A 16,267-nucleotide genomic window follows, 5' to 3' on the forward strand; every position below is an offset into this window, starting at 1 on the left:
GCGCCGAGCAGACACCTAAGCCCCCAATTCCAGGCGGAATTGGGGGCTTACGTGTCTGCTCGCGGCATCGGCTGACCAACTCCTTCTCACCTACCAGCCGCGATGGCGGCCATGGTCGCGGCCGCTTCGTGGCGGCATTTCAACGCCAACCCAACCGGGCCCCGGCTGGCGAGATCGTCTACCCGACGCCTGAGTTCACCGGAGGCGATATGGACTTGCAGGTTCGCGCCCGGGCAGGTCGTGGCTGGCGCCACCTCCCGATGACTGGCCAAGGTATCGGTGCTGATTTGGAAGGTTTGCGCCGCCCACGCCAACACCAGTGCGGCACTTTCAAGTTGAGCCTCCGGGACATCTTGCTGGTCGAAGTCGCCTTCGCACAGTACGAGGAAGTGTCCGGTCGGATCGTAATCCGTTGCGGTGTCGCCGATCAGACCGGTGTCACGCAGCGCGAAAACGTTGCCGCCGCGGTCGATTCCTACGTGGTAGGCGATGTCGATCCAGCCATGCTCGTCCTGGTGGTATCGCTGATGCTGGCGCAGCCGCTCGGCGATGGTGCGATTGTCACTGAACACCACACCGGAATGGTGGATCGTCATCCGGGTGATCCGGAGCGGCCGCCCGCCGGGCAGCGCCGGGCGTGCACCCCAGGCGTCGCGGCACAGCAGCACACCCGAGGGCGACATCGGCTCGGCGACGGGCGGGTTCGGGCTAGGTGGCGCCGTCTCGGAGGGAAGGTCGGGGCCGGTCAACGGCATTGAGCTCAAGGCGGTTTCGGACTCGCTGCCAGACCGCTCCTTCGTCCGGTGCGAGCATGCGCCCACCCCAACAGCCAGTCCCAACCCGCCGCACAGCTGCAGCAACCGTCGCCGGCTTGCGTCCATGCTCGCCACGATACGGACGCATTCGGACGATATCCGGCGAACTCCCCAGGAAAGTCGGCTGGGGTCCATACTCCCGGTTCCATGTCCGACGGTCCCGCTACCATTCCTCCCATGCCACTGACCAATGGTGAAGTGTTCGCCGGATACTCCATCCTGCGGCCACTCGGTACCGGCGGAATGGGCGAGGTCTACCTCGTGCAACACCCTCGGCTGCCACGCCAGGAAGCACTGAAGGTGTTGCCCGCCGACGTCAGTGCCGATCCGGCATATCGGCAACGGTTCGCTCGCGAGGCCGACCTTGCCGCTTCGCTGTGGCATCCCCACATCGTGGAAATCCACGACCGCGGTGAGTACAACAACCAGTTGTGGATCACCATGGACTATGTGGCCGGCACCGATGCCGCGCGCCTAGTGCGGGACCACCACCGCTACGGAATGCCGGTCGACGATGCGCTCAAGATCGTCACCGCGATCGCTGAGGCGCTCGATTATGCCCACCGGCAGAAGCTGCTGCACCGAGACGTCAAGCCCGCGAACATCCTCATCGCCGAGCCGGGCCCTGCCGACCGACGTATCGTCTTGGCCGACTTCGGGATCGCCCGCGATACCCGCGAAGTCAGCGGATTGACCCCCACCAACGTCACCATCGGAACCATCGACTACGCCGCGCCCGAACAACTCATGGGGCGTCCCCTTGACGGCCGCGCCGACCAGTACGCCTTGGCCTGCACCGCTTTCCATCTCCTGACTGGTAGGCCGCCGTTTGCCGACGTCAATCCGGCCCCGGTGCTTGCCGCCCATCTGTCAGCGCCACCGCCGAGGGCGGGAAATTTGCGCGTCGGCCTTGCGCCGATGGATGGCGTGCTTGCCAGGGCGATGGCCAAAGAACCCTCCGAACGGTTCGGCAGTTGCCGCGAATTCGCCGCGATGCTGACGCAGTACGCGGCAGGCGGCGCTGGCGCGAGCGATGAGACCCGAGCCGCCGCGGGCAACGAGTTCGCGGCGCAGCCTACTGTTGCGCAGGCGGCTGAGGCGCCGGCCGATTCCCTGGCCATCCCCCGCAAGACGGCGCTGATCGGCGGGAGCATCGCCGCACTGGCAGCGGTCGGCATGGTCGCCTTCGTCGGTGCCCGGCTGGCACAGCCGAATTCCACTCCAGACACCGAAGCGCTGCCGACCGCACCATCAACAGCGGTCACCTACCAAGAGCCGGTCGCGACCGTCACCCGCTCCGCCGCACCGCCGGTCACTGTCACCCGGCCTGCGCCGCCCCCGATAACGGTTACCCGGCAGGCGGCGCCGCCGGTGGTCACCACATCACCTCCTAACGCGACCAAGGCGGGCGCTCGTCCAGGTGACCTGGGCTTGGGGACGCCGATCAGCTTCCCAAGCTGCAACGGCCAGGGAGTTGTGATCTTCGGGTCGGTCACCACCCCGGGGTTATATGCGGCCGGGGTGCAACGCCTCCTCGACGCGCACCCGGGGGCGTTCTACCTGCGTACGGACACAAGTTGCCCATCGCTGCGGCAAGCCACCGACGCCGGTAACCCCATCTACGCGGCGTTCACCCCGGCCGGCACAACTCAGATGCAGGTGTGCAGCGCCGTGCGCACTGCGGGCGGGAACGCTTATGGCAAGTGGCTGGACGCAACCACCGACCCCGGCTACGTCATCCCCTGTTGATCGCTCACCGGCGGCTGAATCAACGGCCCGAAGCTGGCATTGACGGCGTCGAGCGTCCGGGTGTCGCGCGCGGACAGCGCGATGACGAACGCGCCCTGGATGAGTGCCAGCACGGCGTGCGAAAGCTCCTCGGCGGAGCGGTCATCGCGCACGTCGCCCCGCATCTGGCCGGCCTGCATCAGCTCGCTCAGCGCGCTGTGCCAGCCGGACAGTGCGACGGTGAGGCGATCGCGAAACGGTGCGGAGTCTGCCGCCAGTTCGGTGGAGAACTTGCCGGCCAGACAGGCCCGCTGGAAGCCGGACCGGACAAACCGGGCGGTGAGTTCAGCGAAGTAACCGGTGAGTTTATCGGTGGTGCTGAGGGTTTCGTCTTCGGCCCACTTGGCCAGTGCGTCCAACTGGAGTTGCATATAACGGTCCAGCACGGCCATGCCGAACGCATCCTTAGACCCGAAGTGATGGTAGAAGGAGCCCTTGGGCACCCCGGACGCCGCCAAGATGGCGTCGACAGTCGTGCCGTGAAACCCGGTCGCATAAAACGACCTCATCCCCTGGCGGAGCAGTCGCTCTTTGTGGGGCAGAGCATTCGCCGCGGCTACCATCGCTTCCCTCTACTCTTGACGCTCTGGTCTAGACCATTTAGTCTAGCCGATACCGAGCAGGAGGACGCGTGTTCCCAGAACTGTTTTCCGTGGCCGGCAAGACGGCCCTAGTCACCGGCGGCACCAGCGGAATCGGCTACATGATCGCCGAGGGTTACCTCCGCGCCGGCGTGCGGGTCTATATCTCGTCGCGCAAACCCGAGGCCTGCCGACAAGCCGAGCAGGATCTCTCGCGGTTCGGTGAGGTGCACGCGATCCCCGCCGATGCCAGCCGGGAAGACCAGTGCCGCAACTTGATCGATGCCATCGCGGCACGCGAAGACCAGCTGCACATCCTGGTCAATAATGCCGGAGCGACTTGGGGCGCGGCCTTCGACGACTTCCCGCCGGCCGCCTTCGACAAGGTACTGACCCTCAACGTCAAGGCGCCGTTCGTGCTGACCCAGCTGGCCCGTCCGATGCTGGAGGCCGCCTCGGTGCCCGATGACCCCGCCCGGGTGATCAACATCGGCTCGATCGACGGCCTGGCGGTGCCCCGGGTGCCCAACTTCTCCTATTCGGCATCCAAGGCGGCGATCCACCAGCTGACTCGGCACCTGGCGGCGGAGCTGGCACCGAGCATCCTGGTCAACGCGATCGCTCCCGGCCCGTTCCCGTCGAAGATGATGGCAGCGACCCTCGACGCCGTCGGCGAACAACTCGAGGCCGCCAGCCCGGTCAAACGCATCGGCCGCACCGAGGACATCGCCGCCGCCGCGGTGTATCTGGCCGCACCGGCCACCAATTTCATGACCGGAGCGGTCATCCCGCTCGACGGCGGATTGAGCACCACCGCCGGCATCCGGCTCTAAAGGAGGGCATTGTCGTGAGTTATGAGACGTTGACAATCCGCCGCGACGGCCACGTGTTCATCATCGGCCTGGACCGACCCGAGAAGCGCAACGCGTTCGACGCCGTCATGCTGCGCGAACTATCCGCCGCCTACGGGGAATTCGACGCCGATGACAGCCTGCGGGCCGCCGTGCTCTACGGCGAGGGACCGATGTTCACGGCCGGCCTGGACCTGGCCAATGTGGCCGGCGACATCGCCAACAACGTCTCCTACGTTCCCGACGGTGGCATCAATCCCTGGCAGGTCGACGGCCGGCAGCTGTCCAAGCCGCTCGTCACCGCCGTGCACGGCAAGGTGCTCACGCTCGGCATCGAGCTCATGCTCGCCGGCGACATCGCCATCGCGGCCGAGTCGGCCACCTTCGCGCAACTGGAAATCGCCCGCGGCATATACCCGTTCGGCGGGGCCACCATCCGATTCCCGCGAGCAGCCGGATGGGGCAACGCCATGCGGTGGATCCTGACTGCCGACACCTTCGACGCCCGCGAAGCCCATCGCATCGGAATCGTCCAGGAGGTGGTACCCGACGGCGAGCAGGTGACCCGGGCCATCGAGATCGCCCAGACCATCGCCCGACAGGCGCCGCTGGGCGTGCAAGCCACCCTGCGCAGCGCCCGCCAGGCGGTGCGCGACGGCGACGCCGCGGCCGAGGCCGACTTGGTGCCGGGAGTCCAGAAGCTGTTTGCCAGCGAGGACGCCGCCATCGGGGTGCAGGCGTTTCTGTCCCGCAGCACCGCGGAGTTCGTCGGCCGCTGAGTCCCGAGAGCGCTTTCTCCGCGCCGCCGTGACGCCCTTGCCCCGGGCCGGAACAAAAAGTAATGTTGCTTTTACTTTCTGTACGACTATCCGGGGGCCACCGATGGAATCCTTCGTTCACCTGCGCAAAGGCACCACGCCCCGGCGCCTGCACGCCGATCTGAACGGCCTCAAAGACGACGAACTGGGCCGCGGCGGGTTCACCGGCCGCACCGCCAACATGTACCGGCGCCACGACCCGACCGCCTACCGCGCCGAAGGCCCGCTACGGCCCGTCGACGTGCTGGCCAGCCAGCTCGAACCGACGGACGCCACCGATCCCGCCGGCGGGCCGCTGCGGCTGTTCGACAATGCCGACTGCTGCATCTCGCTGTCCCGGCGCTCGGCGGAGATGCCGTTTCACGTCCGCTACGTCGACGGCGACCTGCTGTGCTTCGTCCACACCGGTTCCGGGCGACTGGAGACCGAGTTCGGTCCGCTGGACTACCGCGAAGGCGACTGGGTCTACCTGCCCAAGGCGACCACCTGGCGACAAGTGCCCGCCGCCGAAACGATGCTGCTGCTGATTCAGGCCACCGACGAATTCCGGGTCCCGCCGCCGGGACCGCTGGGCCGGCACTTTCCATTCGACCCGTCGCAGGCAGTCATCCCCGAACCGACACCCCTCGAGGACGACGGACGCGACAGCTACGAGGTCCGGTTGATCCATGAGGGCGGCCCGACGACGCTTCACTACCAACACAATCCGATCGATGTGGAGGGCTGGCGCGGCGACAACTTCGCGTTCACCTTCAACATCGCCGACTACCACGTGATCACCTCCGACAGCGTGCACCTGCCCCCGACGGTGCACCTGTTCATGCAGGCCACCGGGGTGTACGTGATGAACTTCCTGCCCAAGCCCGCCGAAGGAGTGCCGGGAACCGAGCGCACCCCCTGGTATCACCGCAACGTCGACTACGACGAGATCGCGTTCTTCCACGGCGGATCGCTCTACGGGATTCCGATGCCGCCGGGCCTGATCAGCCATGCACCGCAAGGCGTGCATCACGGCGCGCCGGAGAAGGCCCGCGAACGCGCCCGCCGCAAGTTCGACGACTACCAGCGCGTCGACTGGCAGGTGATCGCCATCGACACCCGCCGTCGGCTCACCCCGTCACCGGAAGTTCTCGCCCACGACCTAGGACAGCACGCATGAGCACCAAGCACGACTACGAACGCATCCCGTATCTGATTGCCTACCAGAACAATTCCGGTGTCCGAGACGTCTACGGCGGCGTCGCCGAGCTGGTGGTGCTGGAAAGCTACCTGCTGCGGCCGAAAAACAACCCGAGCGACACCGTGCTGGTGTTCATGCACCCGATCGGCGGCGGCGCCTACCTGCCGATGGTCAACGCGCTCGCCCGCGCCGGCCACCATGTCATCTACTGCAATAGCCGATTCCGCGGCACGGACTCCGCACTGCTGATGGAGAAGGTGGTCGAAGACCTCGGGGAATGCCTCAAAGACGCCAAGAATCGGCTCGGCTATTCCAAGGTGGTGTTGGCAGGCTGGAGCGGCGGCGGCTCGCTGTCGCTGTTCTACCAGCAGCAGGCGCAGCATCCGACGGTGACGGCCAGCCCGTCCGGCGATGGCCCCGACCTGACCAAGCTCGGGTTGATCCCCGCCGACGGCGTCATGCTGTTGGCCGCGCACATCAGTCGGCACGGCACCATGACCGAATGGCTGGACGCCTCGATCCTCGACGAATCCGATCCGACCAGGCGGGACCCGGAGCTGGATCTCTACAACCCCGATAACCCCAACCAACCCCCGTACACCGAAGAATTCCTGGACCGCTACCGCCAGGCCCAGATCGAGCGGAACCGCCGGATCACCGCCTGGGTCAAGGCGAAGCTGGCCGAACTTCAAAGCAGCGGCCGCCCCGATGACGAGTTCGCGTTCGTGGTGCACGGCACCATGGCCGACCCGCGCTGGCTGGATCCGGCGGTGGACCCCAACGACCGCACCCCCGGCAGCTGCTATCTGGGCGATCCGCAGGTGGTGAACATGAGCCCGGTCGGTCTGGCGCGGTTCTGCACGCTGCGCAGCTGGCTGTCGCAGTGGAGCTACGACGACGCCAACGGCGACGGAGTCGACTGCGGCAACGACATCGCGGTTCCCGCCCTGGTGATCGGCAACATGGCCGATGACGCCTGCACGCCCAGCCACACCCGTCGGCTCTTCGAGGCGATCGGACACCCCGACAAGGAGATGCACGAAATCGCCGGCGCCAACCACTATTACGCCGGCCCGGATCAGCGCGGTGCGCTGCGCCAGGCCGTCGACATCGTCACCGATTGGCTGGAACGGCATGAGTTCGTAGGCTCGTCGGTATGACTCCAACGACCGGTGCGCTGGACGGCATCCGCGTCATCGAGCTCGGCACGCTGATCTCCGGGCCGTTCGGCGGGCGCCTGCTCGGTGACCTGGGCGCCGAGGTCATCAAGATCGAGCTGCCCGGCAAGCCCGATCCGCTGCGCACCTGGGGGCAGGCCGAGGTCGACGGCCACCACTTCTTCTGGACCGTGCATGCCCGCAACAAGAAGGCCGTCACGCTGGACCTGCGCGCCGACCGCGGGCGCGAGCTGTTCCTGCAGCTGATCGAGAACGCCGACATCGTCGTGGAGAATTTCCGCCCAGGCACGCTGGAGCGCTGGGGACTGGGTTACGACGTGCTGCGCGAGCACAACCGCGGCATCATCCTGGTGCGGGTCTCCGGCTACGGCCAGACCGGCCCGGACGCCCACAAGGCCGGCTACGCCTCGGTCGCCGAGGCGGCCAGCGGGCTGCGGCACATGAACGGCTTCCCGGGCGGCCCACCACCACGGCTGGCGCTCTCGCTGGGCGACAGTTTGGCCGGCATGTTCGCCGCGCAGGGCGCGCTCGCCGCGCTGTACCGGCGCACCGTCACCGGCCAGGGCCAGGTCGTCGACGTCGCACTGACCGAAGCCTGTTTAGCCATCCAGGAATCCACCATCCCCGACTATGACGTCGGCGGTGTGGTGCGCGGGCCTTCCGGAACCCGCCTGGAAGGCATCGCGCCGTCGAACATCTACCAGGCGAGCGACGGCAGCTGGGTGGTGATCGCCGCCAACCAGGACAGCGTGTTCGCCCGGCTGTGCCAGGCCATGGACCAGCCCGGGCTGGCGACGGACCCGCGGTTCGCCGGCCATGTGGCGCGCGGGCGCAACCAGGACGAACTGGACGCGATCATCGGCGAATGGGCCGCGCAGCGTAAGCCCGAGGACATCATCGCCACGCTGAGTGACGCCGGGGTGATCTCCGGACCGATCAACACGGTCGCCGAGGTGGTCAACGACCCACAGCTGCGGGCCCGCGGCATGCTCGCCGAGCACTGGGACGAAGGGGCCGAACGCACGGTGCTGGGCCCCGGGATCATCCCGGTGCTCTCCGAGAGCCCGGGAACAATCCGCAACGCCGGCTCGGCCCGGCCCGGCCAACACAACGCCGAGGTCTACACCGGACTGCTCGGCAAGACAACGGCAGAACTGGCCGACCTGCGCGCCGAGGGGGTGCTGTGATTCCCAGCGAAGTCTCGATCCGCGAGGTGGCATTGCGCGACGGGCTGCAGATCGAGCAGCCGATCCCGTTGCGCGCCAAACTCGAATTGCTGGACGCGATCGCCGCCACCGGAGTACGCGAAGTCGAGGTGACCTCGTTCGTCTCCCCCACCAAAGTTCCCGCACTGGCCGATGCCGCCGAACTCGCCGCCGAGCTGTGGCGCTACCCCGGCCTGGAGTTCTCCGCGCTGGTCGCCAGCCCCGGTGGCGCCGCCCGGGCGGTGGCCGCGGGCCTGACCTCCCTCGAATACGTGGTGTGCGCCTCGGATTCGTTCAGCTCGGCCAACGTCGGCCGGCCGACCGCGGAAGCGGTTGCGGCGATCCCCGACATCGCCGGCATCGCACACGATGCCGGTGGCTCCGTCGAGGTCATCATCGCCACCGCGTGGGACTGCCCGTTCGACGGCCCGACACCACCCGGGCGCGTCACCGAGATCGCCGAATCGGCCAGCGGTTTCGGAGTGGACCGGCTGGCGATCGCCGACACCATCGGCACCACCACTCCCCGGCGGGTCACCGATCTGATCGCGGCCGTGCGCCCCATCATCGGCGACATGGCCCTGGGGGCACACTTCCATAACACCCGCGGCGCCGGGCTGGCCTGCGCCTACGCCGCCGTCAGCTCTGGTGTGACCCGCCTGGACGCCTCCGCCGGCGGCCTGGGCGGTTGTCCGTTCGCTCCCGGTGCCACCGGCAACATCGCCACCGAGGATCTCGTTTATCTGCTGGGCGACTGCGGTATCGACACCGGCATCGACCTGCAGGCCGCCATCGCCGCGGCCGGCGTGGCCAGTTCGGTCGTCGGACACGGGTTGCCCAGCGCGCTGCTGGCCGCCGGTGACCGGAAACGGGACTGAACGCCACGATGTCCAGCCCGCGTGAGCTCAGCTCGAAAGGCCGCCAGACGCGCCAGGCTATCGAGCAAGCCGCCCGAGATCTGTTCGCCGAGCGCGGCTTCCACGGCACCACGCTGGCCGACATCACCTCGGCAGCCGGCAAGTCCCCGGCAGTGCTGTACCGCTATTTCCAGGACAAAGAGGATCTGCTGGCAGCGCTGGCGGAGTCGTTTCTGTCCGACGTGGTCGAGCCATCTGGGCTGAAGATGCGGCTGCCGGACTCACCGCAGGACAGCGAGTTCTTCACCTCGGTGGTGAGCGCCTACTGGAGCATGTTCAAGCAGAACATCGGCGTGATGATCGCCGTGGCACAGCTTGCAGCCACCAAGCAGCGATTCGCCGCGCTGCAGAACGAGTTCCGCCGGTTCGGCATGGAGATCGTCGCGGCCTCGGTTCGGCGCGCCCAGCAACAGGGCCACGGCGTCGGTCTGAACCCCGACCACATCGCGGCGGCGATCGCGCTGCTGTTCGAGAACTTCACCGTCGTCTTCGTCGGTCCGTCCGGGCCGGGGTGGCGAATCAGCGACAGCGACGCCATCGCAACGCTGTCGACGATCTGGCGGAAGACCCTGTACGGCTGCTGACCACCGACAAAGGACGTGCCATGGATTTCACACTGCCCGATCATCTTCCGGCGCTACTGGCCGAGATGGATGACTTCATCGAGCGCGAGATCGCCCCGCTGCAGGCCGAGAACATGCAGTACTTCGACCACCGCCGGGAGTTCGCCCGCACCGACGTGGCCAACGGCGGTATCCCGAACCGGGACTGGGAGGAACTGCTGGCCGAGATGCGCCGGCGGGCCGACGCCGCGGGCTGGCTGCGCTACGGCTTGCCGTCGTCGCTGGGCGGCCGGGACGGAACCAACGTCGACATGGCGGTGATCCGGGAACATCTGGCCCACAAGGGACTCGGCCTGCACAACGACCTGCAGGACGAGTCGTCGATCGTCGGGAACTTTCCCCAGGTGATCATGATGGAGCGGTTCGGCACCGACGAGCAGCGCCGGGAATGGTCGCAAGCCCTCATCACCGGTGAACGGTCGATGGCGTTCGGGCTGACCGAACCGGCCCACGGGTCGGATGCCACCTGGATGGAAACCCGTGCCGAGCCCGCCAACGACGGCTGGGTGATCAACGGCGCCAAGCGATTCAACACCGGAGTGCACCGGGCCACCCACGACCTGGTCTTCGCCCGCACATCCGGTGACTCCGGCTCGGCGCGCGGCATCACCGCGTTCCTGGTGCCCACCGACACACCGGGCTTCCGTGTGCCGTTCTACTGGTGGACGTTCAACATGCCCACCGACCACGGCGAGGTCGAGCTCGCCGACGTTAAGGTACCGGCCGAGGCGGTGCTCGGCGAGGTGGATCGCGGGCTGGAAGTAGCCCAGACGTTCCTGCACGAGAACCGGATCCGCCAGGCCGCGTCCAGCCTGGGTGCTGCCCAGTACTGCATCGACCGGGCCGCCGAGTACGCCACTCAACGGGTGGTGTTCGGCAAGCCTCTATCGGTCAACCAGGCCGTGCAATGGCCGTTGGCAGAGCTGGCCACCGAAGCCCAGATGGTGCGGCTGCTGGTGTACTACGCGGCCTGGCATCTGGACCGCGACCACCACCTGGAGGTCTCCGACAAGGTGTCGATGGCCAACTATCGCGCCAACCGACTGGTGTGCGACGCCGCCGACCAGGCCATCCAGACCTTCGGCGGGATTGGCTACACCCGCCACGAACCGTTCGAGCACATTTACCGGCATCACCGCCGCTACCGGATCACCGAGGGCTCCGAGGAGATTCAGATCCGCCGCGTCGCGCAGCGACTGTTCGGATTCGACCGCCGGCGATGAGTTTTCTTCCCCGTCGAGTGTGCGGTTTGGTACAAAACACCCGGCGTGTCGCGTACCAAACCGCACGCTCGCCGCATGAGGCGAACAGGAGGCACTGGTGAACTCCGACCAGCTGGCCGACCGGCTTTCGCAGGTGCTGGCGCCGGTGTTGGGTCCGGTCACCGTCGAGGCGCTGCGCGCCCTGACCGGCGGGGCCAGTAGAACCACCTGGGCATTCGACGCGATCGGGGACTCCGGGCGACGAGCGTTGATCCTGCGCACCGGCCCGCCCGATGAGAGCAACGCCAGCATGGAGTTGGAAGCACACGCCCAACGCGCCGCACGTCAAGCCGGTGCCCCGGTGCCGACCGTCCTGTTGGCAGACAATTCCACTGCGGCACTGGGTAATCCGTTTCTGATCTGCGATGCGGTCGCCGGCGAGACAGTGGTTCGGCGCATCGACCGCCAGCTCGAAGACACCGGACGCGAAGCCCTGCTGCAGCAGTGCGCGCAGGCGCTGGCCGCCATCCACCGCGCCGACCCCGCGGGGATCGCGCTGAGCGCCGAGGACCAGCTCGTTGCCTGCCGCAGCCAGCTCGACGCGATGCACGACACCACCGCCCCCTTCGAGTGGGCGTTTCGCTGGCTGGAGTCCCACCGGCCGCCGGCCGCGCAGCCGCAGCTGGTGCACGGCGACTTCCGGATGGGCAACCTGATCGTCGATGGCGCCGAGCTGGCGGCGGTGCTGGACTGGGAGCTGGTGCACCTCGGCGACGGCTGCGAGGACCTGGCCTGGTTCTGTTTGCGGGCCTGGCGGTTCGGTGCGCCGATCGACCGCGGCGCCGGCGGACTGGGGGCGATCGAGGCGTTCCTGACCGCCTATGAGCAGGCCGCCGGCATCCAGGTCGACCGCCGGCGGTTCGACTGGTGGCTGACGATGGGCACGCTGCGGTGGGGAATCATCTGCCGCTACCAGGCCGAACGCCATCTGAGCGGTCAGGCCCGCTCGGTGGAGCTGGCCACGATCGGGCGGCGGGTCTCCGAAACCGAATGGGACCTGCTGCGGCTGCTCGACGGAGTGAAGCCGTGACCGGCCGCCGGCCCACTGCCGCCGAGCTCGTCGCCGCGGTCGCCGAATTCCTCGACACGGCGTTTGTGGACCGCGAGGGCGGGCCCGGCACCGACGGCCAGGTCCGGTTCCACGCCCGGGTGGCCGCCAACGCGCTGCGGATCGTCGAACGGGAGTTAGGCGATACCTCCAGCAGCGCCGCGACCCAAGCGCTGGCCGACTTGGCTTTCGCCGACGAGGCCGCGCTGGCCGCCGCGATCCGCGCCGGTGAGTTCGACGAGCGACCCGATGCGCTCACCGCCTGTTTGTACGCGCTGGTACGGCACCGGCTGGCGATCGACCACCCCGGCTATGACGTGTAACGAACCGCCCGTCGCTTAGAGTCACTGCGCGACAGTCACTTCGACGGCGCTCGGCCAAACCCGCTCTATCGCTGCAACGCGGGCAGTAGCATCTGCAGCGTGTCTGACTCCACACCTTCCTCCGAAGCACTGCGGATTCTGGTCTACAGTGACGACGCCGCGACCCGCGCCAGGGTCATGACCGCATTGGGTAAGCAATTGCACCCGGATCTGCCGAAGTTGAGTTATGTCGAAGTCGCGACGGAACCGGTGGTGATCCGGCAGATGGATGCCGGGGGAATCGACCTCGCCATCCTGGACGGGGAGGCCACCCCGGCCGGCGGAATGGGCATCTGCAAACAGCTCAAAGACGAGATCGCGCCCTGCCCGCCGATCGTGGTTCTGACCGGCCGCGCCGACGACGTCTGGCTGGCGAGATGGTCGCACGCCGACGCCGCGCTGGCACACCCGGTCGACCCCATGGCACTGAGCCGCGCGGTGCTGGGTCTGCTGCGCACGCCGACCGGGAGTTAGGGCGACCTCAGAAGCGAATTGCGCTGTGGCCGTTGACCGCTGCAGTAGGTGACGCCGGTCACAGTTGCCGCCAATTTCGGATTCTTTGAGATCGCCCCGTTGCTGCGGGCTAGGCTGTGCCTGAACTCACATCGACGCCCGGAAGGGAACTACGTCACCGCGTATGAACCTGTACATGCCGATCTTGGTGCTCGCCGCGCTGGCCGCCGGTTTCGCCGTATTTTCCGTGGTCATAGCGCCGCTGGTCGGCCCCAAGCGCTACAACCGGGCGAAGCTGGAAGCCTACGAGTGCGGGATCGAGCCCACCGACCAGCCGGTGAGCGGGCCGCACGCCCCGCCCGGTCAGCGCTTCCCGGTGAAGTACTACCTGACCGCGATGCTGTTCATCGTCTTCGACATCGAAATCGTTTTTCTCTACCCCTGGGCGGTCGCCTTCGACAAGCTCGGGGTGTTCGCCCTCATCGAAATGGTGCTGTTCGCCGCCGTCGTCTTCGTCGCATACGCCTACGTCTGGCGGCGCGGCGGCCTGAATTGGGATTGAGTGGGGAGTAGGCGGGCTTACATATGGGACTAGAAGAGCAGCTGCCGAGCGGTCTCCTGTTGTCTACCGTGGAGGACCTGGCCGGCTATTTCCGCAAAGGCTCGCTGTGGCCGGCAACCTTCGGGCTGGCCTGTTGCGCGATCGAGATGATGTCGTCGATGGCGCCGGATTACGACATCTCCCGGTTCGGCATGGAAGTGTTCCGGGCCTCGCCTCGCCAGGCCGACCTGATGATCGTGGCCGGCCGGGTCAGCCAGAAGATGGCGCCGGTGCTTCGGCAGATCTACGACCAGATGGTGGAACCCAAGTGGGTGCTGTCGATGGGCGTGTGTGCCTCCTCGGGCGGGATGTTCAACAACTACGCCATCGTGCAGGGGGTGGACCATGTCGTCCCGGTCGACATCTATCTGCCCGGCTGCCCGCCCCGGCCGGAGATGCTGATGTACGCGATCCTCAAGCTGCACGAGAAGATTCGCGACATGCCGTTGGGTGCCAACCGGGAGCAGGTGATCACCGCGACCGAGGAGGCGGCCCTGTCGGCCCCGTCCACGTGGCAGATGAGGGGGTTGCTGCGGTGAGCCAGGGCACTGTCGACGGTGACGACCGGGGCGACAGCGAAGATGTGATCAGGGTCCGCCGCGGCCTGTTCGGGGCGAGGGGCACCGGCGACACGTCCGGCTATGGGCGGCTGGTGGCCGAGGCCGCGCTACCCGGGGAAACTCCACGGCCCTACGGCGGGTACTTCGACGAACTCGTGGACACTCTCGCCGCGGCGCTGGAGCGCGAAGGCGTCGAATTCGCCGACGCTGTAGAGAAAGTAGTGGTCTACCGCGACGAGCTGACCCTGTACGTCCACCGGGCACGGCTGCCGGCGGTCGCTCAGCTGCTGCGCGACGAACCGGCCCTGCGCTTCGAGCTGAGCCTCGGGGTCTCCGGCGTGCACTACCCCGCCGACAGCGACCGCGAGCTGCACGCGGTCTACCCGTTGCGATCCATCACCCACAGCCGCCGCGTCCGGCTGGAAGTCACCGCCCCGGACGCCGACCCGCACATTCCCTCGCTGTACGGGATCTACCCCACCACCGACTGGCACGAACGCGAAACCTACGACTTCTTCGGGATCATCTTCGACGGCCACCCGTCCCTGACCCGGATCCAGATGCCCGACGACTGGCACGGCCACCCACAGCGCAAGGACTACCCGTTGGGCGGTATCCCGGTCGAGTACAAGGGCGCGCAGATACCGCCGCCGGACCAGCGGAGGGCCTACACGTAATGAGCACCGAGACGCCCCGCACCGTCCTGAACGTCGGCGGGCAGGAATGGGAGCAGGTGGTCGAAGCGGCCAAGGCCGCCGACCCCGGCGAACGCATCGTCGTCAACATGGGGCCCCAGCACCCCTCGACGCACGGCGTGCTACGGCTGATCCTCGAACTCGACGGCGAGACGGTGACCGAAGCCCGTTGCGGCATCGGCTATCTGCACACCGGTATCGAGAAGAACCTGGAAGCCCGTTATTGGACACAGGGCGTCACCTTCGTCACGCGGATGGACTACCTGTCGCCGTTCTTCAACGAAGTCGCCTACTGCCTCGGCGTGGAGAAGCTGCTCGGCGTCACCGACGAAATTCCGCAGCGGGTCAACGTGATCCGGGTGCTGATGATGGAGCTGAACCGGATCTCGTCGCACCTGGTCGCGCTGGCCACTGGCGGTATGGAACTCGGCGCGCTGTCGGTGATGCTGTTCGGGTTCCGGGAACGTGAGCTGGTGCTCGACATCTTTGAGACCATCACCGGCCTGCGGATGAACCACCAATACATCCGGCCCGGCGGGGTCTCGGTGGACCTGCCCGACGAGGTGATTCCGCAGATCCGCGACTTCCTCGAGCTGATGCCCAAGCGGCTCAAGGACATCGAGGACCTGCTCACCGACAACTACATCTGGAAGGCCCGCACCAAGGGCGTGGGCTACCTGGACCTGACCGGGTGCATGGCGCTGGGCATCACCGGCCCCGTGCTGCGGTCCACCGGCCTGCCTTATGACGTCCGCCGGGAAGAGCCGTATTGCGGCTATCAGGACTACGAGTTCGAGGTGATCACCGATGACGGCTGTGATGCCTACGGCCGGTACCTGATCCGCATCGCGGAGATCAAGGAGTCACTGAAAATCGTCGAGCAATGTCTAGACAAGTTGCGGCCCGGACCGGTCATGATCGAAGACCGCAAGATCGCCTGGCCGGGCGACCTGACGGTGGGCCCGGACGGGCAAGGCAACTCCGAGGAGCACATCGGCTGGATCATGGGCCACTCGATGGAGGGGCTGATCCACCACTTCAAGCGGGTCACCGAGGACCTGTGGGTGCCGCCTGGTCAGGTGTTCGTCTCCGTCGAGTCGCCCCGCGGCGAGCTCGGGGTGCACATGGTCAGCGACGGCGGCACCCGGCCCTACCGGGTGCACTACCGGGATCCGTCGTTCACCAACCTGCAAGCCGTCGCCGCTATGAGTGAGGGCGGGCTGATCGCCGACGTGATCGCTGCGGTCGCCAGCCTCGACCCGGTGATGGGCGGGGTGGACCGGTGAGCCAGACGAACGGTCAGACCGAGAAGACCGGGCGGGGCCGCTTG

18 protein-coding genes and 1 pseudogene are annotated in these 16,267 nt (G+C 67.2%); 16 read left to right on the forward strand and 3 right to left on the reverse strand.

All coding sequences use genetic code 11. The features are described from left to right. Positions 1–86: 86 nt before the first annotated feature. Positions 87–755, reverse strand: a complete 669-nt coding sequence (locus A5771_RS08430; protein ID WP_428844395.1) for a peptidoglycan recognition protein family protein — start codon at positions 753–755, stop codon at positions 87–89. Between the two features lie 237 nt (positions 756–992). Between A5771_RS08430 and A5771_RS08435 the strand changes: the two genes are divergently transcribed. Next, on the forward strand, positions 993–2,564 hold the full coding sequence (locus A5771_RS08435; protein WP_064854746.1) for a serine/threonine-protein kinase: 1,572 nt from the start codon (positions 993–995) through the stop codon (positions 2,562–2,564). Here the strand turns inward: A5771_RS08435 and A5771_RS08440 are convergent. After that, the gene (locus A5771_RS08440) at positions 2,546–2,995 is read right to left on the reverse strand and encodes a TetR family transcriptional regulator C-terminal domain-containing protein (RefSeq protein WP_234783002.1); all 450 of its coding nucleotides are present in this window, start codon (positions 2,993–2,995) and stop codon (positions 2,546–2,548) included. The two genes, A5771_RS08435 and A5771_RS08440, sit on opposite strands and share 19 nt — an antisense overlap. Before the next feature lie 18 nt (positions 2,996–3,013). Continuing rightward, positions 3,014–3,166: pseudogene (locus tag A5771_RS24295) on the reverse strand (TetR/AcrR family transcriptional regulator); the annotation flags it as partial. 68 nt (positions 3,167–3,234) lie between these two features. On the opposite strand from A5771_RS24295, the gene A5771_RS08445 reads away from it, so the two are divergent. The 15 genes from A5771_RS08445 (at position 3,235) to nuoD (ending at position 16,223) form a co-directional block, all read left to right on the forward strand. Further along, positions 3,235–4,017 carry an SDR family oxidoreductase gene (locus A5771_RS08445; RefSeq protein WP_064854748.1) on the forward strand — a complete coding sequence of 261 codons (783 nt, stop codon included), beginning with the start codon at positions 3,235–3,237 and terminating at the stop codon, positions 4,015–4,017. A gap of 14 nt (positions 4,018–4,031) precedes the next feature. Further along, the gene (locus tag A5771_RS08450; RefSeq protein ID WP_064854749.1) at positions 4,032–4,814 is read left to right on the forward strand and encodes a crotonase/enoyl-CoA hydratase family protein; all 783 of its coding nucleotides are present in this window, start codon (positions 4,032–4,034) and stop codon (positions 4,812–4,814) included. A gap of 103 nt (positions 4,815–4,917) precedes the next feature. Next, positions 4,918–6,012, forward strand: a complete 1,095-nt coding sequence (locus A5771_RS08455) for a homogentisate 1,2-dioxygenase (RefSeq protein ID WP_064854750.1) — start codon at positions 4,918–4,920, stop codon at positions 6,010–6,012. Further along, positions 6,009–7,193, forward strand: coding sequence for an alpha/beta hydrolase family protein (locus tag A5771_RS08460; protein WP_064854751.1), 1,185 nt, complete (start codon positions 6,009–6,011; stop codon positions 7,191–7,193). Before A5771_RS08455 ends, A5771_RS08460 begins: the two co-directional genes overlap by 4 nt. Further along, positions 7,190–8,398 carry a CaiB/BaiF CoA transferase family protein gene (locus tag A5771_RS08465; protein WP_064854752.1) on the forward strand — a complete coding sequence of 403 codons (1,209 nt, stop codon included), beginning with the start codon at positions 7,190–7,192 and terminating at the stop codon, positions 8,396–8,398. The genes A5771_RS08460 and A5771_RS08465 overlap by 4 nt, the downstream gene beginning before the upstream one ends. Beyond that, positions 8,395–9,294: a hydroxymethylglutaryl-CoA lyase gene (locus tag A5771_RS08470; RefSeq protein ID WP_064854753.1), complete on the forward strand. Its 900-nt coding sequence runs from the start codon at positions 8,395–8,397 to the stop codon at positions 9,292–9,294. Before A5771_RS08465 ends, A5771_RS08470 begins: the two co-directional genes overlap by 4 nt. Before the next feature lie 8 nt (positions 9,295–9,302). Beyond that, positions 9,303–9,917, forward strand: a complete 615-nt coding sequence (locus A5771_RS08475) for a TetR/AcrR family transcriptional regulator (protein WP_064854754.1) — start codon at positions 9,303–9,305, stop codon at positions 9,915–9,917. A gap of 20 nt (positions 9,918–9,937) precedes the next feature. After that, on the forward strand, positions 9,938–11,179 hold the full coding sequence (locus A5771_RS08480; RefSeq protein WP_064854755.1) for an acyl-CoA dehydrogenase family protein: 1,242 nt from the start codon (positions 9,938–9,940) through the stop codon (positions 11,177–11,179). A gap of 97 nt (positions 11,180–11,276) precedes the next feature. Further along, entirely contained in the window at positions 11,277–12,248 is a 972-nt protein-coding gene (locus A5771_RS08485; RefSeq protein WP_428844393.1) for a phosphotransferase family protein, read from the forward strand. After that, entirely contained in the window at positions 12,209–12,589 is a 381-nt protein-coding gene (locus A5771_RS08490) for a DUF6285 domain-containing protein (protein ID WP_064854756.1), read from the forward strand. The genes A5771_RS08485 and A5771_RS08490 overlap by 40 nt, the downstream gene beginning before the upstream one ends. Before the next feature lie 99 nt (positions 12,590–12,688). Then, entirely contained in the window at positions 12,689–13,102 is a 414-nt protein-coding gene (locus tag A5771_RS08495; protein ID WP_064854757.1) for a response regulator transcription factor, read from the forward strand. Positions 13,103–13,265: 163 nt separating this feature from the next. Then, positions 13,266–13,643: an NADH-quinone oxidoreductase subunit A gene (locus A5771_RS08500; protein ID WP_064854758.1), complete on the forward strand. Its 378-nt coding sequence runs from the start codon at positions 13,266–13,268 to the stop codon at positions 13,641–13,643. 23 nt (positions 13,644–13,666) lie between these two features. Then, entirely contained in the window at positions 13,667–14,221 is a 555-nt protein-coding gene (locus A5771_RS08505) for a NuoB/complex I 20 kDa subunit family protein (RefSeq protein WP_013829789.1), read from the forward strand. Next, complete coding sequence (locus A5771_RS08510) at positions 14,218–14,919, forward strand: NADH-quinone oxidoreductase subunit C (protein ID WP_064854759.1); 702 nt, start codon at positions 14,218–14,220, stop codon at positions 14,917–14,919. Before A5771_RS08505 ends, A5771_RS08510 begins: the two co-directional genes overlap by 4 nt. Continuing rightward, complete coding sequence (gene nuoD, locus A5771_RS08515) at positions 14,919–16,223, forward strand: NADH dehydrogenase (quinone) subunit D (RefSeq protein WP_064854760.1); 1,305 nt, start codon at positions 14,919–14,921, stop codon at positions 16,221–16,223. Before A5771_RS08510 ends, nuoD begins: the two co-directional genes overlap by 1 nt. Positions 16,224–16,267 lie beyond the last annotated feature (44 nt).

This window comes from Mycolicibacter sinensis (assembly GCF_001667375.1).
GTDB classification, from domain to species: domain Bacteria; phylum Actinomycetota; class Actinomycetes; order Mycobacteriales; family Mycobacteriaceae; genus Mycobacterium; species Mycobacterium sinense_A.